We start from the raw sequence: 25536 nt of genomic DNA, 5'->3' as shown, positions 1-25536 counted from the left end.
TTAATGGGTCAAAAAGTAAACCCACATGGTTTTAGAGTCGGAGTAATTAAAGATTGGGAATCTAAATGGTATGCAGATAAAGAAAATTTTGGAGATCTTTTAGTTGAAGACCATGAAATTCGTAAATATATAAAGAAAAAATTATTTATTTCTGGAATATCTAGAATTGAAATAGAAAGAGCTGCAAATAGAGTTAAAATTAACATCTACACTTCTAAGCCTGGAATGGTAATAGGTAGAGGTGGATCTGGTGTAGAAGAGTTAAGATTAGAAGTCGAAAAAATGACAGGAAAAAGCGCAGTTATAAATGTGGAAGAAATAAAAGTAGCTGAACTTGACGCTCAATTAGTTGCTGAAAATATTGCTGGGCAATTAGAGAGAAGAGTATCTTTTAGAAGAGCTATGAAACAATCTATGCAAAGAACTATGAGATCTGGTGCAAAGGGAATAAAAGCTATGGTATCTGGAAGATTAGGCGGAGCTGATATGGCTAGAACAGAAGGATATAGTGAAGGAACTATACCTCTACAAACCCTAAGAGCAGACATAGATTATGGATTTGCAGAAGCTGATACTACTTATGGTAAGCTTGGTGTAAAGGTATGGTTGTATAAAGGTGAAGTTCTTCCTACTAAAAAAGTAGAAAAAGAAGAAAAAAAAAGAACAGTTAAGTAAACTGTAGGAAGGAGGAAATATAATATGTTAATGCCTAAAAGAGTTAAATATCGTAGAGTTCACAGAGGAAGAATGAAAGGTAAAGCACAACGTGGCAATACAATAACATATGGCGAATTCGGCTTACAAGCATTAGAGCCAACTTGGATTACCTCTAATCAAATAGAAGCTGCAAGACGTGCGATGACTAGATATGTAAAAAGAGGTGGAAATATCTGGATAAAAGTGTTCCCAGATAAACCTGTAACTGAAAAACCTGCTGAAACTCGTATGGGTTCTGGAAAAGGTGCACCAGAATATTGGGTAGCAGTTGTTAAACCTGGTAGAATTTTGTTTGAAATGGGTGGTGTGTCTGAAGAAGATGCAAGAGAGGCTATGAGACTAGCGGCTCAAAAGTTACCTATTAAAACTAAATTCGTCACTCGTGATGAAGGGCAAGAAAAGGGTGGTGAAGCTAATGAAAGCTAAGGAAATACGTCAAATGTCAGATAAAGAATTAAATAGTAAAGTATTAGAATTAAAAACAGAATTGTTCAACTTGAGATTTCAATTGGCTACGGGTCAATTAGATAACCCCTTTAGAATAAATATTGTTAGAAAAGATATAGCTCGTGTAAAGACTATCATTAGAGAACGAGAATTAGGTATAAGAAAGGAGGTTTAATCTCAAATGGAAAGAGGAAATAGAAAAGTTAGAACTGGAACAGTAATAAGCGATAAAATGGATAAAACAGTAGTAGTTGCAGTTGAAACGCTTACTACACATCCTTTATATAAAAAGAAATTAAAAAAGACTACAAAATTTAAAGCGCATGATGAAAATAACGAATGTGGTATAGGTGATAAGGTTAAACTTATGGAAACTAGACCCCTTAGTAAAGATAAAAGATGGAGAGTAACAGGCATTATAGAAAAAGCTAAGTAAATTTTTTTACTTAAAAAGGAGGTATTTTAATGATCCAAACAGAAAGTCGTATGGCTGTAGCTGACAACTCTGGGGCAAGAGAACTCTTAGTAATAAGAGTACTAGGAGGCACTAATAAAAGATACGCACAAATCGGAGATGTTGTGATATGTAGTGTCAAAAGTGCAACACCTGGTGGGGTTGTTAAAAAAGGTGAAGTTATAAAAGCAGTAGTAGTAAGAACAAAACATGGAGTTAGAAGGCCGGATGGTTCTTATATAAAATTCGATGACAATGCTGCAGTAATTATAAAAGATGATAAAAACCCAGTAGGTACTCGTATATTTGGACCTGTAACTAGAGAGTTAAGAGGCGAAAAATTTATGAAAATAATATCCTTAGCACCGGAAGTGTTATAAGAGGAGGTGTAAAGTATGCATGTTAAAAGTGGAGATAAAGTAGTAGTAATTTCTGGTAAAGATAAAGGTAAAATTGGAAATGTATTAAAAGTTTTACCTAGAGAAAATAAAGTTGTAGTTGAAGGCGTAAATATGATTACTAAGCATAATAAACCTATGGGACCTACTAAACCTGGTGGAATAGTTAAATATGAAGGTGCTATGGATTCTTCTAAAGTAATGTATTACTGTGAAAAAGACCAAAAAGGTGTTAGGATTTCTCATAATATATTAGAAAATGGAAAAAAAGTAAGAGCTTGCGCTAAATGCGGCGAAGTCTTAGATAAATAAGATAAAGAGTGAGAGGAGGTAATAAAAAATGACTTCCAGATTAAAGGAAAAGTATGAAAATGAAGTAGTTAAGTCTTTAATGGAAAGATTTCAATATAAAAATATAATGGAAGTACCAAAGCTTGAAAAAGTTGTAATTAATATAGGGGTTGGAGAAGCAAAAGAAAATCCTAAAAAATTAGAATCAGCTGTAAAGGAATTAGAAATTATCGCTGGTCAAAAACCAGTTATAACTAAAGCTAAAAAATCAATATCTAATTTCAAACTTCGTGAAGGCATGAATATAGGAACTAAAGTTACTCTAAGAGGAGAAAAAATGTATAACTTCTTAGATAAGTTAATGAATATTGCTTTGCCTAGAGTAAGAGACTTTAGAGGAGTTAGTTCTACGTCATTTGATGGTAGAGGAAACTATGCTTTAGGTATTAAAGAACAATTGATATTTCCTGAAATAGAATACGATATGGTTGATGCTTTAAGAGGATTAGACATAATTGTAGTTACTACAGCTAATACTGATGAGGAAGCTAGAGTATTCTTACAAGAAATGGGAATGCCCTTTAAAAAGTAAAAAAGGAGGCAAAAACATTGGCAAAGAAATCTATGGTTGCTAAACAAAAAAGAAAACAAAAATTTAGTACGAGAGAATATAGTAGATGTAAAATTTGTGGAAGACCACATGCATATTTAAGAAAATATGGAGTATGCCGTATTTGTTTTAGAGAATTGGCTCATAAAGGTCAAATCCCTGGAGTGAAAAAAGCAAGTTGGTAGTTATAAGGCTATGAAAGGAGGTAACTAATTATGATGACAGATCCAATCGCAGATATGTTAACTAGAATAAGAAACAGTAACAATGCTAAGCATAATACTGTGGATATTCCTGCTTCGAATATAAAAAAGCAATTGGCAGAAATTCTTCTAAATGAAGGTTTTATAAAAGGCTATGATGTTATAGATGACGGTAAACAAGGAATTATTAGAGTAGATCTAAAATATGGTCAAAATAATGAAAAAATCATAAGCGGAATAAAAAGAATCTCTAAACCTGGGCTAAGAGTATATGCAAAAAAAGATGAAGTGCCAAAGGTATTAGGTGGTTTAGGAGTAGCAATTCTATCTACATCAAATGGTGTAATGACTGATAAAGACGCTAGAAAAAATGGTGTAGGCGGAGAAGTTGTTTGTTATATCTGGTAATTAAATGTAAAATTAAGGAACGGGAGGTGCTCTGATGTCAAGGATAGGTTTAAAACCAATTGATATCCCTAGTGGAGTTGAAATAAAAGTAAGCGATAAGAATCTTGTGGAAGTTAAAGGACCAAAGGGAAGTTTAGCAGAAAAAATTGATCCGAATATGGATATAAGTATAGAAGATAATGTTATTACAGTAGCTAGACCATCTGAAACAAAAAGATATAAATCACTACATGGCTTATATAGAACTTTAATTTCAAATATGATAATAGGTGTAACAGAAGGTTATACAAAGAGTTTAGAGATTGTAGGTACAGGTTATAGAGCTCAAAAGCAAGGGAAAAAATTAATTCTAAACTTAGGATATTCTAATCCTATAGAGGTTGAAGATCCTGAAGGAATAGAAGTAGAAGTACCTGCAGCTAATAAGATAATAGTTAAAGGAATTAATAAGCAACAAGTAGGAAACTATGCAGCAGTAATAAGAGGATATAGAAAACCTGAACCATATAAAGGTAAAGGTGTTAAATATACTGATGAAAGAATTAGACGTAAGGTTGGTAAGACTGGTAAGTAGGAGGGGTGAAAAAGATGCTAAAAAAGATAAATAAAAATGAAAACAGAAAAGCCAGACATTCAAGAGTAAGAAAGAAAATTTCTGGAACTCCTGAAATGCCAAGGCTAAATGTTTACAGAAGTGGGAAACATATATATGCTCAAATCATTGATGATACAACAGGTTCCACATTAGTATCAGCTTCTACTTTAGACAAGAGTCTAGACCTTACTAATACTAAAAAAGAAGAAGCTGCTAAAATGGTAGGAAAACTAGTTGGTGAAAGAGCCTTAGAAAAAAATATAGAGAATATAGTATTTGACAGAGGTGGATATATATACCACGGAAGAATTAAAGAGCTTGCTGAAGGAGCAAGAGAAGCAGGGCTGAAATTCTAAGAGAAGGAGGGGAAATAATGGAACGTTCATTTATCAATCCAAATGAATTAGACTTACAAGAAAGAGTTGTAAATATAAATCGTGTAACTAAAGTTGTAAAAGGTGGTAGAAACTTTAGATTTAGTGCATTAGTAGTTGTTGGGGATGAAAATGGTCATGTAGGAGTAGGAATGGCTAAAGCTTTAGAAGTACCTGAAGCTATAAGAAAGGCTATTCAAGACGCTAAAAAGCATTTAATTGAGGTACCATTAGTTGGAACTTCAATACCTCATGAAATCACAGGAATTTTTGGAGCAGGAAGAGTATTACTAAAACCATCTAAGGAAGGTACAGGAGTTATTGCTGGTGGACCAGTTCGTGCTGTATGTGAATTAGCTGGTATTAGAGATATAAGAACGAAATCTCTTGGTAGTAGTAACCCTAGAAATATGGTTAATGCAACTATGCAAGCTCTATCAGAACTTAAAAGAGTTGAAGAAGTTGCTAAGCTAAGAGGTAAAACTGTAGAAGAATTATTAGGTTAGGGGTGAACTATAGTGAGTACAATTAAGATAAAATTAACAAAAAGCCTAATTGGAAAACCTGAGAACCATAGAAAAGTTGTCAAAGCTTTAGGATTTAAAAAGGTTAACCAGGTATTAGAAAAAAATGATACCCCTCAAATCAGAGGAATGATACATCAAGTAGACTATATGGTTAAAGTAATAGACTAAGCGTAAGGAGGTGTAGGGATGAAATTAAATGATTTAAGACCAAATGTTGGTGGAGGAAGTAAAGCTAGAAAGAGACTAGGTAGAGGTACTGGTTCTGGACTTGGTAAAACTTCTGGTAAAGGTCATAAAGGTCAAAACGCAAGATCTGGCGGAGGAGTTAGACCAGGTTTTGAAGGAGGACAAATGCCTCTATTTAGAAGACTTCCCAAACGTGGATTTACAAACATATTTGAAAAACAATATGCAATTGTAAATATAGAGGATTTAAATAGATTTGAAAATGATACTGTTATAACACCTGAATTGCTTATTAGTGAAGGACTAGTTAAAAAGGCAAAGTCAAAGGATGGAGTGAAAATCCTTGGAAATGGTGACTTAAATGTTAAACTAACAGTTAAAGCTCAAAAGTTTAGTAAAACAGCTGCAGAAAAGATTGAATCTGCAGGAGGAAAGGTGGAGGTGATATAAATGCTCTCTACCTTGAAAAATGCATGGAAGATCCCGGATATTAGAAAAAAGATAAACTTTACACTATTGATGTTATTAATATTTAGATTAGGTTCTAATATCCCAGTTCCATATATGAATAAAGAGGTTATTAGAAGCATTTTTGAATCATCACAAGGCGGAATATTACAGTTTCTAGATTTAATGGCTGGAGGTACATTTAGTAATTTTAGTATATTTGCTACTAATATATATCCATATATAACAGCATCTATCGTAATTCAACTCTTAACAATAGCTATTCCTAAATTAGAAGAATTAGCTAAAGAAGGAGAAGAAGGAAAGAAAAAAATAACTAGATATACTAGATACTTGGCAATAGTATTGGCAGGAATTCAAGCTATTGGATACACTTTAGGTTTCTTTAAAAGTGCACTAGAAACTAATTCTGATTTACAAAAGGTTATAGTAGTTATTTCACTTATAGCTGGTACTTCATTACTTATATGGATAGGAGAACTTATCACTGAAAAAGGGATAGGAAACGGTATTTCTCTACTTATATTTGTAGGTATAATCTCAAGATTACCAGCAGAATTAATAAGAACATTTAAATTAGTAAGGCTGGGACAATTAAGTATTATTAAAGTTTTAGTATTTGGAATAGTATTCTTAATAATTATTGCTTTAGTAGTAGCTCTTCAAGAGGGAGAAAGAAAAATTCCGGTACAGTATGCTAAGAGAGTAGTAGGAAGAAAGATGTATGGTGGGCAAAGTACACATATACCTGTAAAGGTATCTATGGCAGGAGTATTACCAGTAATATTTGCATCATCATTATTGGCACTACCTCAGACTATTACCCTACTTACTAAAGGTGGAGTATCAGATTGGATAACTAAATACTTAACACCACAAGGTTCAGTAGGTATTTGGATATATTCTATAATGAATATAATATTGATTATGTTCTTCACATACTTTTATACAGCTATTCAATTTAACACTGTTGAGTATTCAAAGAACTTACAACAAAACGGTGGATTTATCCCAGGTATAAGACCGGGAAGACCTACATCTGATTATTTAAATAGAGTAGTTACAAGAATTACATTTGTAGGAGGTATATCTCTAGCAATATTAGCTTCACTACCTATCATATTATCTGCTATATTTAATATGAATGTAAGCTTTGGTGGTACAGCTATAATAATTGTTGTAGGGGTAGCTTTAGAGACAGTTAAACAAATAGAGTCACAAATGATAATGAGACATTACAAAGGATTTTTAAAATAAACTATAGGAGATGATTTTTAATGAGACTTATACTGTTAGGACCACCAGGTGTTGGCAAAGGCACTCAAGCATCAGCTATAGTAAATAAATATAATATACCCCATATCTCTACTGGAGACATATTTAGAGCTAATATAAAAGAAGGTACTGAATTAGGAAAAAAGGCAAAAGAGTATATGAATAAAGGTCTTTTAGTTCCTGATGAACTTGTGATTTCCATAGTGAAAGACAGACTTACAAAGCAAGACTGTAAGGAAGGTTTTTTACTAGATGGATTTCCAAGAACAGTAGCTCAAGCAGAAGCTTTAGATTCTGAATTAGAAGATATGGGTATAAAACTTGATAAAGTTGTCAATATTGATGCAGATAAGGAAACTTTAATTCAAAGGGCAACAGGAAGAAGAATTTGCAAAACTTGTGGAGCGACTTATCATATTAAAAATAAACCTCCAAAGCAAGAAGGCAAATGTGATATAGACGGAGGAGATCTATATCAAAGAGATGATGATAAAAAAGAAACTGTAGCTACAAGAATTGGAGTATATTTGGCTCAAACTCAACCTTTGATAGATTATTATAGACAAAAAGAATTAATTTTAGATATAGATGGAATTAGACCTATAGATGAGATTTTTCAAACTATAGTAGAAGCTTTAGAAGATAGTAAAGAGAAATAAAATTTTCTTTTGAGGACCATAGCTCAAACAGGAAAAATTAAAGAGGTGGATTTTTAATGGATTCAACTAATGATATAGCCATCGGACAAGTGGTTAAATCTAGAGCAGGTCGAGATAAAGGAAGAATTTTCTTGGTTTTAGATATAATAGATGATCAATTTGTCACTGTAGTAGATGGTGATCTAAGAAAGCTTGATAATCCAAAGAAAAAGAAGATAAAACATTTGATTGTATACAAGACTTTATTGTCAGAGATTAAGTTTAAATTAGATAATAATATCAAGATCAATAATGCGTATATAAGAAAACTTTTAGAACCCTTTAATAAGAGTTTCTAAATTTATTTGGACAGGAGGTTCAAAACTCGATGGCTAAAAAAGATGTAATAGAGGTAGAAGGTACAGTAACCGATGCTTTACCAAATGCAATATTCAAAGTAGAGCTTGAAAATGGTCACGAAATTTTAGCCCATATTTCAGGAAAGTTGAGAATGCACTATATCAGGATACTTCCTGGAGATAAGGTAACAGTGGAATTATCACCTTATGATTTGACTAAGGGCAGAATAACCTGGCGAAATAAGTAGTAGCATAGGAGGGATTTATAATGAAAGTAAGACCATCAGTAAAAAAAATGTGTGAAAAATGTAAGATTATAAAGAGAAATGGAAGAGTAATGGTAATCTGTGAAAATCCAAAACACAAACAAAAACAAGGTTAATATGTAAATTTGGGGAGGTGCAAACTTTAATGGCTAGAATAGCAGGCGTTGACTTACCAAGAGATAAAAGATCAGTAATTGGTTTAACATATATCTATGGTGTAGGTAAATCTAGAGCGGCTGAAATATTAGAAAATGCTGGTGTAGATGAAGACACTAAAATAAAAGATTTGACAGAAACTGAAGTAGCTAAAATCAGAGAATTAATAGATGAATATATTGTCGAAGGAGACCTTAGACGAGAAATTGCAATGAATATAAAGAGACTTAGGGAGATAAATTGTTATAGAGGTATAAGACATAGAAGAGGTCTTCCAGTTAGAGGTCAAAAGACTAAGACAAATGCAAGAACAAGAAAAGGACCTAAGAAATTAGTTTCTAAAGGCAAGAAGTAAAGGAGGGAATAAATTGGCTAAAAAAGGAAAAGTTACTCGTAGTAGAAAAAGAGTACGTAAAAATATAGAAAGAGGTCAAGCTCATATATCCTCAACATTTAACAATACAATGGTAACACTTACTGATGTAAAGGGAAATGTAATTTCATGGGCAAGTGCTGGACAATTAGGATTTAGAGGATCAAGAAAATCTACTCCTTTTGCCGCACAACAAGCTGCAGAGGAAGCAGCAAAAAAAGCAATGGAACATGGACTTAAAAGCGTAGAAGTATTTGTAAAAGGACCAGGTTCTGGTAGGGAAGCAGCAATAAGATCACTACAAGCTACAGGATTAGAAGTTAACATGATAAAGGATGTCACACCAATACCACATAATGGTTGTAGACCACCAAAACGTAGAAGAGTTTAATTTAGGAGGTGTAATATAGATGTCAAGATATACAGGACCAGTATGTAGATTATGTCGTAGAGAAGGTATGAAATTATACCTTAAAGGAGATAGATGCTTCAGCGAGAAATGTGCTATAAATAGTAGAAACTATGCTCCAGGACAACATGGTCAAGGAAGAAAGAAAGTTACTGAATATGGTATGCAGTTGAGAGAAAAGCAAAAGGTCAGAAGATTTTATGGAATAAATGAATCTCAAATGAGAAGATATTTTGATACTGCTGATACAATGAAGGGTGTAACAGGTGAAAATCTGTTTAAACTACTTGAACTTAGATTAGATAATGTTGTATATAGAATGGGATTTGCTAATTCTAGAGCAGAAGCTAGACAATTAGTAACTCATGGTCATTTCCTAGTAAATGGCGCTAAAGCTAGTATACCTTCAATGAATATGAAAGTTGGAGATGTAATAACAGTAAAAGATAGAAGTAAAAAGAGCGAAAAACTTAAAGGTTTAAATGAAAGCTCAAATACAAATACTGTATCATGGGTAAATGTAGATTTAGAAAACCTAAAGGGAACTATCGTAGCTGAACCAGCAAGAGAAGATCTAGATATTCCAGTAGAAGAACACTTAATAGTTGAGTTGTATTCTAAATAATATATAACAGAGTCGACCGCCCTCGTCCTTATATAAAATAAAATTTAAAGGAGGGTTCATTTAATGTTAGAAATTGAAAAACCAAGGATTGAAATCTTAGAACTGAGCGATGATGGAAGTTATGGCAAATTTGTGGTAGAGCCTTTAGAAAGAGGATATGGAACTACTCTTGGGAATTCGCTTAGAAGAGTACTACTATCTTCATTACCTGGAGCTGCAGTGTCATCTATTAGAATCCGAGATGTACTTCATGAATTTGCTACAGTACCTGGAGTTTTGGAAGATGTCCCTGAAATCATCTTGAATATTAAGGGAATAGTAGCTAAAATATACACAGATGAGCCTGTAAATCTTTTAATAGATGTAGAAGGACCTAAAGTATTAACAGCAGGAGATATAATAACTGGCCTAGATGTAGAAATAGTAAATAAGGATCATTATATAGCTACCATAAACGAAGAAGGAAAACTATATATGGAATTAGAACTAGAAAAGGGCAGAGGATATGTATCTTCTGAGAAGAATAAAAAAGAAGAACAAACAATAGGTACAATACCTGTTGATTCTTCTTTTACACCTGTAACAAAGGTAAACTACAATGTTAAAAACACTAGAGTAGGTCAGATAACTGACTACGATAAACTAGAATTAGAAGTATGGACCAATGGAACTATGGATGCTGACGAAGCAACTTCTTTAGGAGCTAAAATACTTACAGAACATTTAAATCTTTTCATAGGATTAACTGACCATGTAAATGATGTAGAAATCATGGTAGAAAAAGAAGAAGATAAAAAAGAAAAAGTTTTAGAAATGTCAGTAGAAGAGTTGGATCTTTCTGTTAGATCTTATAATTGCTTGAAGAGGGCAGGTATAAATACTGTAGATGAACTAACACAAAAAACTGAAGAAGATATGATGAAAGTAAGAAATTTAGGTAAGAAATCCCTTGAAGAAGTAGAAAAAAAGCTTGAAGAATTAGGATTCGGTCTTAAAAAAAGTGATGAGTAATGGTATGAAGGAGGGATAGATGTGACAACATTAAGAAAACTTGGCCGTAATACGCCCCATAGAAAAGCGATGTTAAGAAATCAAGTAACATCTCTATTAAGAGAAGGTAAGATAGAGACAACTGTTACAAGGGCAAAAGAAACTCAAAGAATGGCTCAAAAGATGATCACCCTAGGTAAAAAGGGAGATTTACATTCAAGAAGACAAGTTTTAGCTTATATATATGACAAAGAAGTAGTTAATAAACTTTTTGATGAAATAGCACCTAAATACGCTGAAAGAAATGGTGGATACACAAGGATTTTAAGAGTAGGTCCTCGCCGTGGAGACGGAGCAGAAGTTGCTATATTAGAACTAGTATAAAGGGTAGGGATTAAGTTAAAGCTTAGTCCCTTTTTGGTTTGTTTTTGTAGAATTAATTGTATAAAATAAGAGATTATGTTATATTTAGTAATGAAATAAATACAATTTGAGGGATAAAAATATGAAGGATACAATGATTAGTATTAAAAATATAACCTATGAATACAAATCCTATATAGATGACGAAGTAGTCGCAGCTGTTAAGGATCTTAATATAGATATAAAAAGGGGAGAATTCTTAGCCATATTAGGACATAATGGCTCTGGGAAATCTACCTTAGCTAAGATGTTAAATGGTCTGTTACTTCCTACCTATGGTAATGTAGAAGTCCTAGGAATGGATACTAAGGATGAAGAGAATATTTGGAATATCAGGGAAAAAGCTGGGATAGTTTTTCAGAATCCAGATAATCAAATAGTAGCAACTATAGTAGAAGAAGATGTTGCCTTTGGTCCAGAAAATCAAGGCTTGCCCCAAGCAGAAATTAGAAAAAGAGTAGATGAAGCTTTAGATATAGTAGAAATGAGTGAATACAAAAAACATGCACCACATCTCCTTTCAGGAGGTCAAAAACAGAGAATAGCCATAGCAGGTATACTTGCTATGAATCCTGATTGTATAATTTTAGACGAGCCTACAGCCATGCTAGACCCTACAGGTAGAATTGAAGTAATGAATACAATAAAAAAGTTAAATAAAGAGGAAAACAAGACTATTGTATTGATTACCCATTATATGGATGAAGCAGTAGAGGCTGATAGAGTAATAATAATGGAAAAAGGACAAATTGCAATGGAAGGGACTCCAAAGGATGTATTTAAACAAGTAGAAAAGATTAAAGAGCTAGGATTAGATGTACCTCAAGTAACAGAATTAGCTTATGAATTAAAAAAAGATGGATTTCAAATAAGAGATGATGTAATTTCTATAGAGGAGTTGCTAAAAGTACTATGATTATAAATATTAAAAACTTAAACTTTGTATATAATCCTGAAACTCCCTTTGAAAAAACTGCATTGAAGGATATAAATTTAGAGATAAATCAAGGGGAATTCATAGGATTAATAGGACATACTGGATCGGGAAAATCAACTCTAGTACAACATTTAAATGGACTAATAAGTCCCACAAGTGGAGATATTATAATAGAAGGTACAAATATAAGTAAAAAAAATGTAAATTTAAAAAGTATAAGGCAGAAGGTAGGATTAGTATTTCAATATCCAGAGTATCAATTGTTTGAAGAGACAATATATAAGGATATAGCCTTTGGGCCTAAAAATTTAGGACTTTTAGAAGAAGAAGTAGATAAAAGAGTAAAGGAATCTATGGAAGTAGTAGGTTTAGATTACGAAGAATTAAAAGATAGATCGCCTTTTGAATTAAGTGGGGGGCAAAAGCGTAGAGTAGCCATAGCAGGAGTTATAGCTATGAAGCCCAAAGTATTAGTATTAGATGAACCTACAGCAGGATTAGATCCACGAGGTAGGGATGAAATATTAGGAGAAATTTATGAGTTATTTAAAAAAGAGGCTATTACAATAATACTTGTATCTCATAGTATGGAAGATATAGCCAGATTTGTAGATAGGATACTTGTAATGGACAATAGTCAGATAGTTATGGATGATGTCCCAAGAGAAATATTTAAAAGAGCAGATGAATTAGAGAAAATAGGACTTGGTATACCTCAAATAACTAAATTTATGAGGATTTTTAAAGCTAAGGGCAACAATGTAAGAGAAGATATATTAACAGTAGAAGAAGCAAAGGAAGAAATTATAAGATATTTAAGGAGCAAAGAAGATGCTTAAAGATATAACTATAGGACAATATTTTCCTGGAAAGACTATAATCCATAGATTGGATCCTAGAATAAAATTAATAATTACAATGTTTTTTATTATTTCCCTATTTTTTATTGACAGCTTTTATCCATATATACCTATAATAATTTTTATATTTGGGTCGATAACTATTTCTAAAATTCCTGTTAAATTTATTTTAAAAGGCTTAAGACCACTATTATTTATTATTTTAATAACCTTTTTTATAAATATATTTATGACTAAAGGTGAAGTTATATTTGAGATAGGTCCCCTAGCAGTAACAGTGGAAGGACTTAAGCAAGCTGCATTTATGGCTCTAAGACTTATATTTTTAATTACAGGAACTTCTCTGTTAACCCTTACAACATCCCCGATATCCCTTACAGATGGAATAGAGAGCCTTTTAAGCCCATTTAAAAGGATTGGACTACCAGCTCATGAATTGGCGATGATGATGACTATTGCTTTAAGATTTATTCCCACTCTATTAGAAGAAACAGATAAGATTATGAAGGCTCAAATGGCAAGAGGGGCAGATTTTGAGTCAGGAAATGTATTAAGAAGAGCTAAGAACTTAGTACCACTATTAGTACCACTATTTATAAATGCTTTTAAAAGAGCAGATGAATTAGCTATTGCAATGGAAGCAAGATGCTATAGAGGTGGAGAAAATAGAACTAGATTAAATGAATTAAATCTAGATAAAAAGGATATTGGAGCATTAGCAATTATGACAGTATTCTTTGGATTGATAATAACTACAAGATTTATATAGGAGTTAAAATGAAAAACATAAGACTATTAATTGAGTATGAAGGTACAAATTACTCAGGATGGCAAAAACAAGCAAGAAGGGCTACAGTTCAAGAGGAAATAGAGAAGGCTATAGAAAAAGTTACTGGAGAAAAGATAGATTTAATAGGTTCAGGTAGAACAGATAGAGGTGTACATGCTATAGGTCAAGTTGCAAATTTTTTTACTAGCATGGGTATTTCAGGGGAAAGATATAAATATGCCTTGAATATAGAACTACCAGAAGATATAAAAATCCTTGAATCTTATGAAGTTAGGAGTGAATTTCACTCTAGATTTTCTGCAAAGAAAAAGAGGTATAAATATATAATATATAATGGTAAAATGCCTAGACCTATATACAGAAATTTTTCCTATCATGTAGATAGAGATATAGATATACAAGAAATGAGAGATAGCTTACAATATTTCATAGGGAATCATGATTTTAAAAGCTTTATGGGTCGAAGATCAGATGTTCATACTACAGAACGAACTATATACAATATGGATATAAAAAAGTGTGGAGAATTAATAGAGATAACTGTAGAAGGTAAAAGTTTTTTAAGAAATATGATCAGAATAATGGTAGGTACATTAGTGTATATAGGTATAGGTAGAATAGATAAGGAAAATTTACCCAATATAATCCAAGGTAGAAATAGAATTCTAGCAGGACCTACAGCACCTGCCCGAGGATTATTTTTAGAAAAGGTATATTATGATTAAAATGACCTTGACATTGATAAACACATGTATTAGAATATATTAGAGTGTTTAAAAAAGGCCCGGAAACTTTTTTTATACTTCATAATTATAAATAGTATTTAGTATGAGGAGGGAAATCTATGAAAAGCTATATGGCTAAAACAAATGAAGTTGAAAGAAAATGGCATATAATAGATGCAGAAGATAAAGTTTTAGGTAGATTAGCTACTGAAGTAGCTACCATATTAAGTGGTAAAAATAAGGCTATCTATACACCACATGTTGACACTGGTGACTATGTAATAATAATAAATGCAGGAAAAATAAAATTAACTGGTAATAAATTAAATCAAAACAATTATACTTATCACACAGGTTACCCAGGTGGATTAAAACAAGTTGCATATAAGCAATTAATACAAGAGAAACCAGAAAAGATAATTGAACTTGCAGTAAAAGGAATGTTACCTAAAAATAAATTAGGTAGAAAAATGATAAAGAAAATGAAAGTATATGGTGGAGCAGAGCACGATCATGAAGCTCAAAAACCAGAAGTATACGAATTTTAATTTATAGAGAGGGGAGGACTGTAAATGGCTGTAGTACAATATTACGGAACAGGAAGAAGAAAGACTTCTGTTGCAAGAGTTAGATTAATTCCAGGAAATGGAAATATTACAATAAATAAAACAACTATGGATGATTATTTCAACTATGAGACACTAAGAACCATAGTAAGAGAACCATTAGTTATCACTGATACTTTAGATAAATTTGATGTATTAGTAAATGTAGATGGTGGAGGATTTACAGGACAGGCAGGCGCTATTAGACATGGTATAGCAAGAGCTCTAATCGAATCAGATGAAGAGTTAAGACCTATACTAAAGAAAGCAGGCCATTTAACTAGAGATCCAAGAATGAAAGAGAGAAAGAAATACGGATTCAAAAAAGCAAGAAAGAGCCCACAATTCTCAAAAAGATAGAAAAATCAAGACGTCGAAGGTTATTTACCTTTGGCGTTTTTTAGCATTTATCCATTTCTTCAACTATCCAATTTATCTTATAAGGCATTTAGTAGACGAAGCAGGATAGATTGATTTGATTATTTAAACAAAAAAAGGTAGTGATTTTTATTTTCACTACCTTTTCATCAGTTTATAATTGGGGGGCAATACACCCCATATTTCATTTCGCTGGTCTTGCATAATATAAAGTACCGCTGTAATATCCAACACAGTTACTTTCATAACAATGATATTCACCAGTAAAGTTCAAAGTCCCTGAATAAATAAATCCATTATGAACTTCTGAAACTCTAATGGTTCTAGGAAAAGAATTGTGAGATTGATAATGCGCATAATTACTGTAATAAATAGTATCGTCATCGAATCCTGTAGGTTCTACTAAATTAGCGTGTGCATAAGTAGGAACCATTGCAATAAACACCAATAAAATTGATAACAACAAAGCCATCTTTTTCATAAGTATCCCTCTTAGGATCTGATAATATAGTAGCATTTGACATCCTTACAATCCTATGGTAACATATTATTAAATTAATTGCAAGAGTTTTCTGATAATTTTGTTTTTTAAAAACAATTGGACAATGTTAGATTTAAAGAAGGGGGATAAGAATGAAGAAAAAACTTAATTTGTTACTAATTGTGACGATATCTCTAGTTTTGGTTGCTTGTGGAAATAAAGACATAAGTGAAGTGCCATCCAATCAAAACCCAAAGACAGATGAAGAAAATGTAAATGAAATAGAGGATGAAGATGTGGATGCAATGAAGACATTCAATGTGGTTGCAGGTTCTCCAAAGATGGTTAAAATACTCGAACTCCTTGGCTATGAAAATGTAGTAGGCATTCCTTCTGATATAGAAGATACAATCTATAAGGATGCAGTTGAATTTGGGCCTATGGAGAGTCCAGACTATGACATAGTAAAACAGGTAGAACCCAAAGTATTTTTTACTGAGGCAAGCATTGACTATGAGAGTCATCCAGATGAAAATAATCTACATCTAGGGGTATGGTACTTTCCCCTTGATAATTTAGAAGAAACAAAAGTAGCCATAGAAAGAATTGGAGATTACCTTGGTCTTAGTCAAAGAGCTGAAGAAGTCGTGGAAAATTTAGAAGAAAATATTTAATAATCACAGAACAAGCAGGAGCTATAAAAAAGCAAGAAAGAGCCCACAATTCTCAAAAAGATAGAAAAATCAAGACGTCGAAGGTTATTTACCTTTGGCGTTTTTTAAAATGTTTTTATTTCTATGTAATATATATATGTTCTTTAAAATATATTCTTATAGAGGTGATAATGGTGAAGATACTCTTTATAAGAAAAAGGATATTATATTTTTCAATAGGAATAATTTTATTTACTGCAATTTCTGGTATAATATTATATAGGAAATATAGAGTAAAAGAAGTTAGTTTTTTACCTATAACAAACAAGATAATAGGTATAGATCCAGGCCATGGAGGAGTAGATCCAGGTGCTGTAAGTAGAAATGATGTAGAAGAAGATGATATAAACTTAAAAATAGCCTTAAAACTTAAACGATATATAGAACAAAGTGGGGGTATTCCCATAATGACTAGAACTACAGATACAGGGCTTTACACAGAAAAATCTAAAACTTTAAGAGAGAAAAAAACAGAAGATTTGATAAATAGAAAAAAACTCATAGAGCAGGCAGATTGTGAACTATTTGTAAGTATACATATGAACAGCTTTACAAGTTCAAGGTATTCAGGAGCGCAGACATTTTATATGAAAGACTCTGATGAGGGATATAAATTAGCTTCTATAATCCAAGATGAACTTAGAAATGTATTGGATAAAGATAATAGGAGAGCCCCTGCTTATACTGAGGATATATATCTTTTAAAAGATATGAAAATGCCATCAGTACTGGTGGAAGCTGGGTTCTTATCAAATACTAGAGAAGAGATATTATTACTTAAAGATGAATATCAAGAGAAAATTGCTTGGTCTATATATGTAGGTATAATGAAATATCTAAACCAAGAGACATAAAATTTCTAAGTTGAATTTATTTAACTAAACATATTGTAAAATTGAAAAAATTGATATACAATATTGTTAACAATTATACAATCTTAATATTTATATTAAGAGATTAATTGTTTTAAATTAGGGTATTGTAGTATTAGTATGTATGTTAAAATTATGAAAGGAGTGGTATAATGGCAGAAAAGAAGACTCCACTGTATAATGAGCATGTAGATTTAGGTGGAAAAGTTGTAGACTATGCTGGTTGGTTACTTCCTATACAATATGAGGGGCTCGTACCTGAGCATCATGCTGTTAGAAATGAGGCAGGGATTTTTGATGTATCCCACATGGGTGCAGTGGATATCACAGGTAAAGATGCTGAGAAGTTTATAGACTATTTGATGACTAATGATATAAGTAAATTAGAAGAGCATCAAGTCGCTTATACCTTTATGTGCTATGAAGATGGTGGAGTAGTAGATGATCTTTTAGTATATAAGTATAATAATGAAAAGTTCTTTTTAGTTGTAAATGCAGCAAATGTAGATAAAGATTTTGAATGGATGAAACAACACAGCAAAGATTTTGATCTAAAATTAGAAAATGTTTCTGATAATACTAGTATACTGGCAGTTCAAGGACCATTAGCACAGGAGATACTTCAAAAGATGACTGATGAAGATTTATCTAGTATAAAGTTCTTTTACTTTAAAGAAGATGTTAAGATCTCTGGAGTAAGTGTTATGATATCTAGAACTGGATATACAGGGGAAGATGGGTTTGAAATATATGCAAAGCCAGAAGACGCTCCAAAATTATGGAATGAAATACTACAACAAGGAAAAGAAAAAGGGATAAAGCCTACAGGACTTGGAAGTAGAGATACTCTTAGGTTTGAAGCAGGATTACCACTTTATGGACAAGAAATATCTAAAGAAATAAATCCTTTGGAAGCAGGATTTAAATATTTTGTAAAACTTAAAAAAGATTCTGATTTTATAGGAAAAGATGCACTTGCTAAGCAATGGGAAGATGGAATAAAAAGAAAATTAGTAGGATTTGAATTGATAGGTAGGGGAATTCCAAGAGCTGGGTATGAAATATATAAAGATGATAAAAAAATAGGTCATGTAACTACAGGATATATGAGCCCTACTTTAGGCAAAAGCATAGGTAATGCTCTTATTGATATGGAGTATACAGAGCTTGGAGAAGAAATAGATATAATGATAAGAAATAAGCCTGCTAAAGCTAAAATAATCAAAAAGGCTTTTTTAAAAAATAAATAATAATTAGGAGGAATAAAGATGAAAGTTATAAAAGATTTATATTATTCAAATGATCATGAGTGGGTTAAGGTTGAAGGTGATGAAGCATATATAGGTATTACTGATTTTGCACAACATCAACTTGGAGATATAGTATATGTAGAGCTTCCAGAAATTGATGATGAACTAGAAAAAGAAGATAGTTTCTCAGCATTAGAATCTGTAAAAGCTGCTTCTGATTCATATATTCCAGTAGATGGAAAGGTTATAGAAGTAAATGAAGAACTTTTAGATAGTCCAGAACTTTTAAATTCTGATCCATATGATAGCTGGATTATAAAAGTTGAATTAAGTGATAAATCTCAATTAGATGAATTGATGAGTAGTGAGGAATACGAAGAGTATATTGCTAAGGAGGTATAATATGTTTCCTTATATTCCACATACACCTGAAGATGAAAAACAGATGTTAGAGGCTATAGGCCTTAGTTCTGTTGATGAATTATTTGCAGATGTTTCTGAGGAAGTTGCTTTGAATCGTCCTTTAGATTTAAAGCCTTCTATGTCAGAGCTAGAAGTAAATAGATATTTAAGTAAAATAGCTGAAAAAAACTGTTCCTTAGATAAATTAACTTGTTTTTTAGGAGCAGGAGCATATGATCACTATATACCTTCTATAATAGATCATATTATATCAAGAAGTGAGTTTTATACATCATATACACCATATCAGCCTGAGATTAGCCAAGGAACATTGCAATATCTATTTGAATATCAAACACTTATATGTGAATTAACTGGTATGGATTTAGCAAATGCCTCTCTTTATGATGGGGGTACAGCTATAGCAGAGGCAGCTCTTATGGCATGTAGTGTAAGTAGAAAGAAAGAAATACTTGTATCAAAGACAATTAGACCTGAGTCTATAAAGATACTTAAGACTTATGCTCATGTTCAAGGTTTAGAGGTAATAGAAGTAGATATGAAAGATGGTGTAACTGACTTAGAAAAACTAGAAGAGCTTTCAAGTGATAAAACAGGAGCTGTTATAGTACAGAGTCCAAACTTCTTTGGTATTATCGAAGATTTAGAGGCTACAGAAAAAATAGTTCATAAAAATAAAAAAGCTTCTTTTATAGCTTCAGTAGATCCTATATCTCTGGGAATTCTTAAAAGACCTGGAGACTTAAATGTAGACATTGTAGTTGGAGAAGGTCAAGCTATGGGAATCCCTCTATCTTTTGGAGGTCCTTATTTAGGATTTATAGCAGCTAAGTCTAAGTTTATGAGAAAGATGCCTGGTAGAATAGTAGGACAAACACAAGATGTAGATGGCAAAAGGTCATTTGTACTTACTTTATCTGCTAGAGAACAGCATATAAGAAGGGAAAAGGCTACATCCAATATATGTTCCAATCAAGGATTAAATACCTTAGCTGCAGCAGTATATATGATAACTTTAGGTAAAGAAGGCCTTAGAGAAGTAGCTCTTCAAAGTGCTAAAAAAGCCCATTATGCCTTTGATAAAATTACTAAATCAGGAAAGTACAAAGGAGTATTTGATAAACCTTTCTTTAAAGAATTTGTAGTTTCATCAGATATAGATGTAGATGAAATCAATAAAAATTTAAGAAAAGCAGATATAATAGGTGGCTATAGACTTAAAAATGATTTTGAGGAATATAAAGACAGTATCCTATATGCAGTTACAGAAAAGAGGACTAAGGAAGAAATAGATAAACTTAGTCATGTATTGGAGGGGATATAGATGAAAGTTTATGATAAATTAATATTTGAATTATCTAAATCAGGGAGAAAAGGCTATAGACTTCCTCCATTAGATATAGAAGATTCTAATATAGAAGATTATATTCCACAAAAATTTATAAATAAAGATGAATTAAATTTACCAGAGGTAAATGAAGTAGAAGTAATAAGGCATTTTACTAATTTAAGTAATAAAAATTATGGTGTTGATACAGGTTTTTATCCACTAGGGTCCTGTACTATGAAATACAATCCAAAGATAAATGAAGATACATCGAGAATAGATGGATTTGCTAAAATACATCCTTATCAAGACGAGGATTGTATACAAGGATCACTACAACTTATGCATGAATTAGATGAGGCTCTATGTGAGATATCAGGTATGGATAAAATGACTCTTCAACCTGCAGCAGGAGCCCATGGTGAGCTAACAGCTATTATGATTATAAAAGCATATCATGAAAGAAATGGGGATACAAAGAGAAATAAGATAATAGTTCCAGACTCAGCTCATGGTACAAATCCAGCTACGGCAGCTATGGCTGGTTATAAAATAGTAGAAGTAAAATCTAATGAAAAAGGCTTAGTAGATATCAAAGCTCTAAAAGAAATAGTAGGGGATGACACTGCTGGCTTAATGCTTACTAATCCAAACACTCTTGGATTATTTGAAGCAGAGATCAAAGAAATAGCAGATATAGTTCATAATGCAGGTGGACAATTATATTATGATGGAGCAAATGCAAATGCTATATTAGGTAAAGCAAGACCAGGTGATATGGGATTTGATGCAGTGCATTTTAATATACACAAAACATTTTCTACACCACATGGTGGTGGAGGTCCAGGATCAGGACCAGTAGGAGTTAAAAAACATCTAGTAGAATTCTTACCTGTACCTACTGTTGGAAAAGAAGGGGAAAGATATTTCTTAGATTATGACTATCCAAACTCTATAGGTAAAGTAAAGGATTTTTATGGTCACTTTGCCATTTTAGTAAGGGCATATACTTATATACTAACAATGGGTAGAGATGGTCTTAAAAAGGCATCTGAAATGGCAGTTTTAAATGCAAACTATGTATTGAGTCAATTAAAAGATGATTACTATATACCTATTGATACAATATATAAACATGAATTTGTATTTGGTGGACTAAAAGGAGAATTACCAGAAGCAACTACTTTAGATGTAGCTAAGAGATTGCTTGATTATGGTTATCATCCACCAACAGTATATTTCCCATTAATTATACCAGAGGCTATGATGATAGAGCCTACTGAAACAGAAAGTAAAGAGACCTTAGATGGTTTTATAGATACAATGAAAAAGATTGCAAAAGAAGCAAAAGAGGATTCACAAATATTAAAAGAAGCTCCACATAATACATTGGTTAGAAGACCAGATGAGACTATGGCTGCTAGAAATCCGATACTAAAGTACGAAGGCAGGGATAATATTGACTAAAACTATTGGAATAATTGGGGCAGGTCCTGGCGGCTATGTAGCCGCCATAAGGGCGGCTCAATTAGATGCACAAGTATTTCTTATAGAAAATAGAGAAGTGGGAGGGACATGCTTAAATAGAGGATGTATTCCTACTAAGACATATTTTAAAAATGCTGAAGTGATGAACTCTTTTAAAAGAGCAGATGAATTTGGTATAGAAGTAGATGGATTTAAGATGGATGGAAAAAAACTACAAGAGAGAAAAAACAAAGTAGTTAATACATTGGTATCTGGAATAGAAAAACTTATTTCATCATATAAAAATATAGAATTTATACCAGGAAAAGCTTCTTTAAAAGATAAAAATACTATTAATATAGACCTTTTATCAGGAGGAGAGAGGGAAGTTACTGTAGACAATATTATAATTGCCACAGGTTCAAATCCACAGATGACTGAAACAAAAGGGGTAGATTTAGAAGGAGTTATTACATCAGATGAGCTTTTAGAATTAGAAGAAATACCAGAGGATTTAATAGTAGTAGGTGGAGGAGTTATTGGTTTAGAATTTGCAAGTATCTATCAAGAATTGGGTTCAAATGTCACTCTATTAGCCTCTAGAATACTAAAAGATATAGATAAAGAAATCTCTAGAAGATTACCAATGTTTTTTAAAAAACAAGGTATGAAGGTTTTTACTGATATTAGAGCTAAAGAAATCGTAAAAGAAGGAAATAAACTAAAAGTAATTGCCAAATATAAAGAAAAAGATAAAGAAGTAGAAGCTATAGGAGATAAAGTTTTAATTGCAGCAGGAAGATATCCTTTAGTAGGAGATTTAAACTTAGAAAAAATAGGTATTGATTTTGACAAAAGTGGAATTCATACAAATAAGGAATTTGAAACATCTGTAAAAAACATATATGCAATTGGAGATGTAAATAGTAATGGCATACAACTTGCCCATGTGGCATCTAGCCAAGGTATATTTGTAGTAGAAAAAATAATGGGGCTAAATCCAGATATAAACTTAGAAGTATGGCCAAATTGTGTATTTACACTTCCAGAAGTTGCAACTGTAGGGCTTACAGAAAATGAATTAAAAGAAAAAGGCATAGAATATAAATCGAGTAAATTTTTATTTGCAGCAAATGGAAAAGCATTATCCTTAGGAGACACTGATGGATTTATTAAGGTCTTTGCATCAGAAGACAATAAATTATTAGGGGTTACAATAATAGGACCTCATGCAAATGATCTAATACATGAGGGGGCATTAGCTATATCAAATGGCTTAGATATTGACTATATATCTAGAACTATACATGCCCATCCAACTTTAAGTGAAACCTTTATAGAAGCTATACATGGCTTGGAGGATAAAGCTATTCATATAGCACCAAAGAGAAAAAAGAGATAGCCTAGGCTATCTCTTTTACATTTAAAGGAGATAGATATGAAAAAAAGATTTAGAGTAATAATTTTTATTCTATTCATAATAATATTTTCTACTTTAGGATTTATGGTTAGAAACTCATCAGAGGGAATATTGTTTGATAAAACCATTATGGATAATATACACAGTAGTCAAAATTATCATATGTTTATGTTTATGAGAGCTATATCTTTTTTAGGATCAGGAAGTTTCTTAATTACTCTTATGGCTGTAATAGTAATTTATAATTTAATTAAAAAAAATTACTATGTAAATAAGCTTTTATTAGCTTCTACATTAGGAAGCTATATTTTAAATTTTACTTTAAAAGCTTTTATAAACAGAACAAGGCCTCTAGATTTTTTCCTAGTAGAACAAGGTGGGCTTAGTTTTCCAAGTGGTCATTCTATGGTTGCCACAAGTATGTATCTTACAATAGCATATATTATTTCAAATAAATTTAAATATAAAGCTTGGATTATTTATTCTATTGCAATAACGGTAATTCTTCTCATGGGAATTAGTAGATTGTTTTTAGGAGTTCATTGGCCTACAGATATTATAGGTGGTTATATAATGGGCTATTTACTATATAGGGTAATAATAAATACTATAAAAGATAATTAAATTTTACACCTTAAATCCCCTCACAGCATATTCTAGAGTACAACTAGAATTTTAAGGAGGGGTTTTATGAATGTTGATTTAAATATACTACATTATATTTTCATGGTGTTTACTTTATGTATTTTGATTGTAATGATAAGGAAAAGAGACACTACACTTGTATGTATACTGGGAATTTTTTTACTTGGATTAATAGCAACAGGCTCAATGTACCAGGGAGTAATGGGGGTATTTAATAGTTTTATATTTGCTATTGTAGAGCTAATAGGAACTATACTCATTATTTCAGTAATAGTTTCTATGAGTAATATTTTAAGTGAAACTGGAATTAGTGAGATAATGATATCACCCTTTACTAAATTTATTAAGACACCTACATTAGCATATTGGGTAATTGGTATTTTGATGATGGTTATATCTTGGTTTTTCTGGCCATCACCAGCAGTAGCTTTAATAGGTGCAGTTATGCTTCCAGTTGCAATAAAAGTAGGTTTACCTGCTTTGGCAGTAGCTATGATAATGAATATATTTGGCCATGGTATAGCATTATCTGGAGACTTTATAATCCAAGGAGCTCCTAAATTAACAGCAGATGCAGCAGGTATAGAAGTTGGAGAGCTTGTATCTGCAAGTGTACCATTAGTATTTGTAATGGGTATAGTAACTACTGTAGCTGCCTTTATATTTTTAAAGAAAGATTTAAAGAGTGGTAAATTAAAAGTTGAAGAAAAAAATAGAGAGATAAAAGAAACTAAAAAACAAGAAGAATTAAAAGATGTATTAAAGTTAAGTACTAAAAAAGCATTTGCCATATTAGTACCAATGCTTTTTGCTATTGATGTAGGGCTAATGATGATAGCAAATTTAAGAGGCGGAGATGCTACAGCATTAATAGGAGGTACAGCTATATTTATATTAGTGTTGGTTTCAATACCAGTATATAAAAATAAGGCGTTGGAAGAGATAACTAAATATATAGTTTCAGGTTTAAAATTTGGATTTGAAATCTTTGGTCCAGTAATACCAGTAGCAGCATTTTTTTATTTAGGTGGAAATGGATTTACTAGTGTAATTGGACAATTTTTACCTGAAGGCTCTCAAGGTATAGTAAATGATCTAGGTCTTAAACTTGCCAATTCAGTTCCATTAAATGAAGCCGTAGGGGCAGTTACTTTGACATCAGTAGGGTCAATCACTGGATTAGATGGCTCAGGTTTCTCTGGGTTATCTCTATCAGGTTCTGTAGCACGACTCTTTGGTATAGCTTTAGGAAGGGGGACAGCTACACTTGCAACTTTAGGACAATTAGGTTCTATATGGGTAGGAGGAGGAACTTTGATACCTTGGGCAGTAATACCGGCAGCTGCAATATGTGGTGTGGATCCATTTGAACTAACCAGAAGGAATTTCAAACCTGTAGTAATAGGCTTAGTAGTCACAACTATAGTAGGTATATTTTTGATATAGAGACT

At 32.1% G+C, this 25536-nt stretch carries 40 protein-coding genes; 39 read left to right on the top strand and 1 reads right to left on the bottom strand.

All coding sequences use genetic code 11. The features are described 5' to 3' along the window. Nucleotides 1-3: 3 nt before the first annotated feature. The 30 genes from rpsC to rpsI all read left to right on the top strand — a co-directional run bounded on the left by rpsC (nt 4) and on the right by rpsI (nt 15469). Nucleotides 4-675: a 30S ribosomal protein S3 gene (gene rpsC, locus AC4PG3_RS11170; RefSeq protein WP_492196705.1), complete on the top strand. Its 672-nt coding sequence runs from the start codon at nt 4-6 to the stop codon at nt 673-675. A gap of 24 nt (nt 676-699) precedes the next feature. After that, nucleotides 700-1143 (top strand): 50S ribosomal protein L16, encoded by a 444-nt coding sequence (gene rplP, locus AC4PG3_RS11165; RefSeq protein WP_492196704.1) that lies wholly within the window; start codon nt 700-702, stop codon nt 1141-1143. Continuing rightward, the gene (gene rpmC, locus AC4PG3_RS11160; protein WP_492196703.1) at nt 1133-1339 is read left to right on the top strand and encodes a 50S ribosomal protein L29; all 207 of its coding nucleotides are present in this window, start codon (nt 1133-1135) and stop codon (nt 1337-1339) included. The genes rplP and rpmC overlap by 11 nt, the downstream gene beginning before the upstream one ends. Nucleotides 1340-1345: 6 nt before the next feature. Beyond that, a complete protein-coding gene (rpsQ, locus tag AC4PG3_RS11155; RefSeq protein WP_492196702.1) occupies nt 1346-1600 on the top strand; it encodes a 30S ribosomal protein S17 in 255 nt (84 codons plus the stop codon). Between the two features lie 29 nt (nt 1601-1629). Further along, a complete protein-coding gene (gene rplN, locus AC4PG3_RS11150; protein ID WP_492196701.1) occupies nt 1630-1998 on the top strand; it encodes a 50S ribosomal protein L14 in 369 nt (122 codons plus the stop codon). 15 nt (nt 1999-2013) lie between these two features. Beyond that, nucleotides 2014-2328 (top strand): 50S ribosomal protein L24, encoded by a 315-nt coding sequence (gene rplX, locus AC4PG3_RS11145; RefSeq protein WP_492196700.1) that lies wholly within the window; start codon nt 2014-2016, stop codon nt 2326-2328. Between the two features lie 28 nt (nt 2329-2356). Further along, nucleotides 2357-2899 carry a 50S ribosomal protein L5 gene (rplE, locus tag AC4PG3_RS11140; RefSeq protein ID WP_492196699.1) on the top strand — a complete coding sequence of 181 codons (543 nt, stop codon included), beginning with the start codon at nt 2357-2359 and terminating at the stop codon, nt 2897-2899. 17 nt (nt 2900-2916) lie between these two features. Further along, nucleotides 2917-3102, top strand: coding sequence for a type Z 30S ribosomal protein S14 (locus tag AC4PG3_RS11135; RefSeq protein WP_492196698.1), 186 nt, complete (start codon nt 2917-2919; stop codon nt 3100-3102). 30 nt (nt 3103-3132) lie between these two features. Continuing rightward, nucleotides 3133-3528 (top strand): 30S ribosomal protein S8, encoded by a 396-nt coding sequence (gene rpsH, locus AC4PG3_RS11130; RefSeq protein ID WP_492196697.1) that lies wholly within the window; start codon nt 3133-3135, stop codon nt 3526-3528. Between the two features lie 34 nt (nt 3529-3562). Next, nucleotides 3563-4102 carry a 50S ribosomal protein L6 gene (gene rplF / locus AC4PG3_RS11125; RefSeq protein ID WP_492196696.1) on the top strand — a complete coding sequence of 180 codons (540 nt, stop codon included), beginning with the start codon at nt 3563-3565 and terminating at the stop codon, nt 4100-4102. Nucleotides 4103-4116: 14 nt separating this feature from the next. Next, a complete protein-coding gene (gene rplR, locus AC4PG3_RS11120; RefSeq protein ID WP_492196695.1) occupies nt 4117-4479 on the top strand; it encodes a 50S ribosomal protein L18 in 363 nt (120 codons plus the stop codon). A gap of 17 nt (nt 4480-4496) precedes the next feature. Continuing rightward, nucleotides 4497-5003 (top strand): 30S ribosomal protein S5, encoded by a 507-nt coding sequence (rpsE, locus tag AC4PG3_RS11115; protein WP_492196694.1) that lies wholly within the window; start codon nt 4497-4499, stop codon nt 5001-5003. 12 nt (nt 5004-5015) lie between these two features. After that, the gene (gene rpmD / locus AC4PG3_RS11110) at nt 5016-5192 is read left to right on the top strand and encodes a 50S ribosomal protein L30 (RefSeq protein WP_492196693.1); all 177 of its coding nucleotides are present in this window, start codon (nt 5016-5018) and stop codon (nt 5190-5192) included. Nucleotides 5193-5210: 18 nt separating this feature from the next. Beyond that, nucleotides 5211-5660 carry a 50S ribosomal protein L15 gene (gene rplO, locus AC4PG3_RS11105; protein WP_492196692.1) on the top strand — a complete coding sequence of 150 codons (450 nt, stop codon included), beginning with the start codon at nt 5211-5213 and terminating at the stop codon, nt 5658-5660. After that, entirely contained in the window at nt 5661-6935 is a 1275-nt protein-coding gene (secY, locus tag AC4PG3_RS11100; protein ID WP_492196691.1) for a preprotein translocase subunit SecY, read from the top strand. Nucleotides 6936-6955: 20 nt separating this feature from the next. Next, nucleotides 6956-7612, top strand: coding sequence for an adenylate kinase (locus AC4PG3_RS11095; RefSeq protein ID WP_492196690.1), 657 nt, complete (start codon nt 6956-6958; stop codon nt 7610-7612). A 56-nt stretch (nt 7613-7668) separates the two neighbouring features. Next, on the top strand, nt 7669-7950 hold the full coding sequence (locus AC4PG3_RS11090; protein ID WP_492196689.1) for a KOW domain-containing RNA-binding protein: 282 nt from the start codon (nt 7669-7671) through the stop codon (nt 7948-7950). 29 nt (nt 7951-7979) lie between these two features. Then, nucleotides 7980-8198 carry a translation initiation factor IF-1 gene (gene infA, locus AC4PG3_RS11085; RefSeq protein WP_492196688.1) on the top strand — a complete coding sequence of 73 codons (219 nt, stop codon included), beginning with the start codon at nt 7980-7982 and terminating at the stop codon, nt 8196-8198. Nucleotides 8199-8218: 20 nt separating this feature from the next. Next, on the top strand, nt 8219-8332 hold the full coding sequence (gene rpmJ, locus AC4PG3_RS11080; protein WP_045078242.1) for a 50S ribosomal protein L36: 114 nt from the start codon (nt 8219-8221) through the stop codon (nt 8330-8332). A gap of 29 nt (nt 8333-8361) precedes the next feature. Then, the gene (gene rpsM, locus AC4PG3_RS11075) at nt 8362-8727 is read left to right on the top strand and encodes a 30S ribosomal protein S13 (RefSeq protein ID WP_492196687.1); all 366 of its coding nucleotides are present in this window, start codon (nt 8362-8364) and stop codon (nt 8725-8727) included. Nucleotides 8728-8740: 13 nt separating this feature from the next. Next, nucleotides 8741-9136: a 30S ribosomal protein S11 gene (rpsK, locus tag AC4PG3_RS11070; RefSeq protein ID WP_492196686.1), complete on the top strand. Its 396-nt coding sequence runs from the start codon at nt 8741-8743 to the stop codon at nt 9134-9136. Between the two features lie 19 nt (nt 9137-9155). Beyond that, on the top strand, nt 9156-9779 hold the full coding sequence (gene rpsD / locus AC4PG3_RS11065) for a 30S ribosomal protein S4 (RefSeq protein ID WP_492196685.1): 624 nt from the start codon (nt 9156-9158) through the stop codon (nt 9777-9779). A gap of 63 nt (nt 9780-9842) precedes the next feature. Beyond that, nucleotides 9843-10790, top strand: coding sequence for a DNA-directed RNA polymerase subunit alpha (locus AC4PG3_RS11060; RefSeq protein WP_492196684.1), 948 nt, complete (start codon nt 9843-9845; stop codon nt 10788-10790). 21 nt (nt 10791-10811) lie between these two features. Next, nucleotides 10812-11153, top strand: coding sequence for a 50S ribosomal protein L17 (gene rplQ, locus AC4PG3_RS11055; protein WP_492196683.1), 342 nt, complete (start codon nt 10812-10814; stop codon nt 11151-11153). Between the two features lie 121 nt (nt 11154-11274). Further along, nucleotides 11275-12108, top strand: a complete 834-nt coding sequence (locus AC4PG3_RS11050; protein WP_492196682.1) for an energy-coupling factor transporter ATPase — start codon at nt 11275-11277, stop codon at nt 12106-12108. Continuing rightward, complete coding sequence (locus AC4PG3_RS11045; RefSeq protein ID WP_492196681.1) at nt 12105-12968, top strand: energy-coupling factor transporter ATPase; 864 nt, start codon at nt 12105-12107, stop codon at nt 12966-12968. The genes AC4PG3_RS11050 and AC4PG3_RS11045 overlap by 4 nt, the downstream gene beginning before the upstream one ends. Beyond that, nucleotides 12961-13758: an energy-coupling factor transporter transmembrane component T family protein gene (locus AC4PG3_RS11040; protein WP_492196680.1), complete on the top strand. Its 798-nt coding sequence runs from the start codon at nt 12961-12963 to the stop codon at nt 13756-13758. The genes AC4PG3_RS11045 and AC4PG3_RS11040 overlap by 8 nt, the downstream gene beginning before the upstream one ends. 8 nt (nt 13759-13766) lie before the next feature. Continuing rightward, nucleotides 13767-14504, top strand: a complete 738-nt coding sequence (gene truA / locus AC4PG3_RS11035) for a tRNA pseudouridine(38-40) synthase TruA (protein WP_492196679.1) — start codon at nt 13767-13769, stop codon at nt 14502-14504. A 119-nt stretch (nt 14505-14623) separates the two neighbouring features. Then, nucleotides 14624-15052: a 50S ribosomal protein L13 gene (gene rplM / locus AC4PG3_RS11030; protein WP_492196678.1), complete on the top strand. Its 429-nt coding sequence runs from the start codon at nt 14624-14626 to the stop codon at nt 15050-15052. 24 nt (nt 15053-15076) lie between these two features. Then, the gene (rpsI, locus tag AC4PG3_RS11025) at nt 15077-15469 is read left to right on the top strand and encodes a 30S ribosomal protein S9 (protein WP_492196677.1); all 393 of its coding nucleotides are present in this window, start codon (nt 15077-15079) and stop codon (nt 15467-15469) included. Between the two features lie 202 nt (nt 15470-15671). On the opposite strand, the gene AC4PG3_RS11020 is transcribed toward rpsI, so the two are convergent. After that, complete coding sequence (locus AC4PG3_RS11020; RefSeq protein ID WP_492196676.1) at nt 15672-16004, bottom strand: hypothetical protein; 333 nt, start codon at nt 16002-16004, stop codon at nt 15672-15674. A gap of 116 nt (nt 16005-16120) precedes the next feature. Here AC4PG3_RS11020 and AC4PG3_RS11015 point away from each other — a divergent pair, with 116 nt between their 5' ends. The 9 genes from AC4PG3_RS11015 to AC4PG3_RS10975 all read left to right on the top strand — a co-directional run bounded on the left by AC4PG3_RS11015 (nt 16121) and on the right by AC4PG3_RS10975 (nt 25531). After that, the gene (locus AC4PG3_RS11015) at nt 16121-16642 is read left to right on the top strand and encodes a substrate-binding domain-containing protein (RefSeq protein WP_492196675.1); all 522 of its coding nucleotides are present in this window, start codon (nt 16121-16123) and stop codon (nt 16640-16642) included. A gap of 170 nt (nt 16643-16812) precedes the next feature. Further along, on the top strand, nt 16813-17535 hold the full coding sequence (cwlD, locus tag AC4PG3_RS11010) for an N-acetylmuramoyl-L-alanine amidase CwlD (RefSeq protein ID WP_492196674.1): 723 nt from the start codon (nt 16813-16815) through the stop codon (nt 17533-17535). Nucleotides 17536-17705: 170 nt separating this feature from the next. Then, nucleotides 17706-18803, top strand: a complete 1098-nt coding sequence (gene gcvT, locus AC4PG3_RS11005) for a glycine cleavage system aminomethyltransferase GcvT (RefSeq protein WP_492196673.1) — start codon at nt 17706-17708, stop codon at nt 18801-18803. A gap of 18 nt (nt 18804-18821) precedes the next feature. Beyond that, the gene (gene gcvH, locus AC4PG3_RS11000; protein WP_492196672.1) at nt 18822-19205 is read left to right on the top strand and encodes a glycine cleavage system protein GcvH; all 384 of its coding nucleotides are present in this window, start codon (nt 18822-18824) and stop codon (nt 19203-19205) included. A gap of 1 nt (nt 19206) precedes the next feature. Continuing rightward, nucleotides 19207-20550: an aminomethyl-transferring glycine dehydrogenase subunit GcvPA gene (gene gcvPA, locus AC4PG3_RS10995; RefSeq protein ID WP_492196671.1), complete on the top strand. Its 1344-nt coding sequence runs from the start codon at nt 19207-19209 to the stop codon at nt 20548-20550. Beyond that, a complete protein-coding gene (gcvPB, locus tag AC4PG3_RS10990; protein WP_492196670.1) occupies nt 20551-22020 on the top strand; it encodes an aminomethyl-transferring glycine dehydrogenase subunit GcvPB in 1470 nt (489 codons plus the stop codon). Further along, on the top strand, nt 22013-23422 hold the full coding sequence (lpdA, locus tag AC4PG3_RS10985) for a dihydrolipoyl dehydrogenase (protein ID WP_492196669.1): 1410 nt from the start codon (nt 22013-22015) through the stop codon (nt 23420-23422). The genes gcvPB and lpdA overlap by 8 nt, the downstream gene beginning before the upstream one ends. Nucleotides 23423-23458: 36 nt before the next feature. Then, nucleotides 23459-24064: a phosphatase PAP2 family protein gene (locus tag AC4PG3_RS10980; protein WP_492196668.1), complete on the top strand. Its 606-nt coding sequence runs from the start codon at nt 23459-23461 to the stop codon at nt 24062-24064. Nucleotides 24065-24130: 66 nt separating this feature from the next. Further along, nucleotides 24131-25531 carry a hypothetical protein gene (locus tag AC4PG3_RS10975; protein ID WP_492196667.1) on the top strand — a complete coding sequence of 467 codons (1401 nt, stop codon included), beginning with the start codon at nt 24131-24133 and terminating at the stop codon, nt 25529-25531. The last annotated feature ends 5 nt before the right edge of the window (nt 25532-25536 follow it).

It is taken from the genome of Tissierella sp. QWL-11 (genome assembly GCF_058683765.1).
Note: the sequence above shows the minus strand (reverse complement) of the source record. Positions and strands in the feature narration are given on the sequence as shown.

Bases quoted from the DNA above. Each gene is read 5' to 3' on its own strand.
- AC4PG3_RS11090 (WP_492196689.1), top strand. From the start codon at position 7,669: ATGGATTCAACTAATGATATAGCCATCGGACAAGTGGTTAAATCTAGA.
- rpmJ (WP_045078242.1), top strand. From the start codon at position 8,219: ATGAAAGTAAGACCATCAGTAAAAAAAATGTGTGAAAAATGTAAGATT.
- truA (WP_492196679.1), top strand. From the start codon at position 13,767: ATGAAAAACATAAGACTATTAATTGAGTATGAAGGTACAAATTACTCA.
- AC4PG3_RS11050 (WP_492196682.1), top strand. From the start codon at position 11,275: ATGAAGGATACAATGATTAGTATTAAAAATATAACCTATGAATACAAA.
- gcvPB (WP_492196670.1), top strand. From the start codon at position 20,551: ATGAAAGTTTATGATAAATTAATATTTGAATTATCTAAATCAGGGAGA.
- AC4PG3_RS11020 (WP_492196676.1), bottom strand. From the start codon at position 16,004: ATGCTACTATATTATCAGATCCTAAGAGGGATACTTATGAAAAAGATG.
- rplE (WP_492196699.1), top strand. From the start codon at position 2,357: ATGACTTCCAGATTAAAGGAAAAGTATGAAAATGAAGTAGTTAAGTCT.
- AC4PG3_RS11095 (WP_492196690.1), top strand. From the start codon at position 6,956: ATGAGACTTATACTGTTAGGACCACCAGGTGTTGGCAAAGGCACTCAA.
- rplO (WP_492196692.1), top strand. From the start codon at position 5,211: ATGAAATTAAATGATTTAAGACCAAATGTTGGTGGAGGAAGTAAAGCT.
- rpsH (WP_492196697.1), top strand. From the start codon at position 3,133: ATGATGACAGATCCAATCGCAGATATGTTAACTAGAATAAGAAACAGT.
- rpsD (WP_492196685.1), top strand. From the start codon at position 9,156: ATGTCAAGATATACAGGACCAGTATGTAGATTATGTCGTAGAGAAGGT.
- gcvT (WP_492196673.1), top strand. From the start codon at position 17,706: ATGGCAGAAAAGAAGACTCCACTGTATAATGAGCATGTAGATTTAGGT.
- rpsQ (WP_492196702.1), top strand. From the start codon at position 1,346: ATGGAAAGAGGAAATAGAAAAGTTAGAACTGGAACAGTAATAAGCGAT.
- AC4PG3_RS11040 (WP_492196680.1), top strand. From the start codon at position 12,961: ATGCTTAAAGATATAACTATAGGACAATATTTTCCTGGAAAGACTATA.
- secY (WP_492196691.1), top strand. From the start codon at position 5,661: ATGCTCTCTACCTTGAAAAATGCATGGAAGATCCCGGATATTAGAAAA.
- rpsE (WP_492196694.1), top strand. From the start codon at position 4,497: ATGGAACGTTCATTTATCAATCCAAATGAATTAGACTTACAAGAAAGA.
- rplP (WP_492196704.1), top strand. From the start codon at position 700: ATGTTAATGCCTAAAAGAGTTAAATATCGTAGAGTTCACAGAGGAAGA.
- AC4PG3_RS11060 (WP_492196684.1), top strand. From the start codon at position 9,843: ATGTTAGAAATTGAAAAACCAAGGATTGAAATCTTAGAACTGAGCGAT.
- rpsI (WP_492196677.1), top strand. From the start codon at position 15,077: ATGGCTGTAGTACAATATTACGGAACAGGAAGAAGAAAGACTTCTGTT.
- gcvH (WP_492196672.1), top strand. From the start codon at position 18,822: ATGAAAGTTATAAAAGATTTATATTATTCAAATGATCATGAGTGGGTT.
- rplX (WP_492196700.1), top strand. From the start codon at position 2,014: ATGCATGTTAAAAGTGGAGATAAAGTAGTAGTAATTTCTGGTAAAGAT.
- infA (WP_492196688.1), top strand. From the start codon at position 7,980: ATGGCTAAAAAAGATGTAATAGAGGTAGAAGGTACAGTAACCGATGCT.
- cwlD (WP_492196674.1), top strand. From the start codon at position 16,813: ATGGTGAAGATACTCTTTATAAGAAAAAGGATATTATATTTTTCAATA.
- rpmC (WP_492196703.1), top strand. From the start codon at position 1,133: ATGAAAGCTAAGGAAATACGTCAAATGTCAGATAAAGAATTAAATAGT.
- rpsM (WP_492196687.1), top strand. From the start codon at position 8,362: ATGGCTAGAATAGCAGGCGTTGACTTACCAAGAGATAAAAGATCAGTA.
- rplN (WP_492196701.1), top strand. From the start codon at position 1,630: ATGATCCAAACAGAAAGTCGTATGGCTGTAGCTGACAACTCTGGGGCA.
- AC4PG3_RS11045 (WP_492196681.1), top strand. From the start codon at position 12,105: ATGATTATAAATATTAAAAACTTAAACTTTGTATATAATCCTGAAACT.
- AC4PG3_RS10975 (WP_492196667.1), top strand. From the start codon at position 24,131: ATGAATGTTGATTTAAATATACTACATTATATTTTCATGGTGTTTACT.
- AC4PG3_RS10980 (WP_492196668.1), top strand. From the start codon at position 23,459: ATGAAAAAAAGATTTAGAGTAATAATTTTTATTCTATTCATAATAATA.
- rplR (WP_492196695.1), top strand. From the start codon at position 4,117: ATGCTAAAAAAGATAAATAAAAATGAAAACAGAAAAGCCAGACATTCA.
- rplF (WP_492196696.1), top strand. From the start codon at position 3,563: ATGTCAAGGATAGGTTTAAAACCAATTGATATCCCTAGTGGAGTTGAA.
- AC4PG3_RS11015 (WP_492196675.1), top strand. From the start codon at position 16,121: ATGAAGAAAAAACTTAATTTGTTACTAATTGTGACGATATCTCTAGTT.
- rpsC (WP_492196705.1), top strand. From the start codon at position 4: ATGGGTCAAAAAGTAAACCCACATGGTTTTAGAGTCGGAGTAATTAAA.
- gcvPA (WP_492196671.1), top strand. From the start codon at position 19,207: ATGTTTCCTTATATTCCACATACACCTGAAGATGAAAAACAGATGTTA.
- rplM (WP_492196678.1), top strand. From the start codon at position 14,624: ATGAAAAGCTATATGGCTAAAACAAATGAAGTTGAAAGAAAATGGCAT.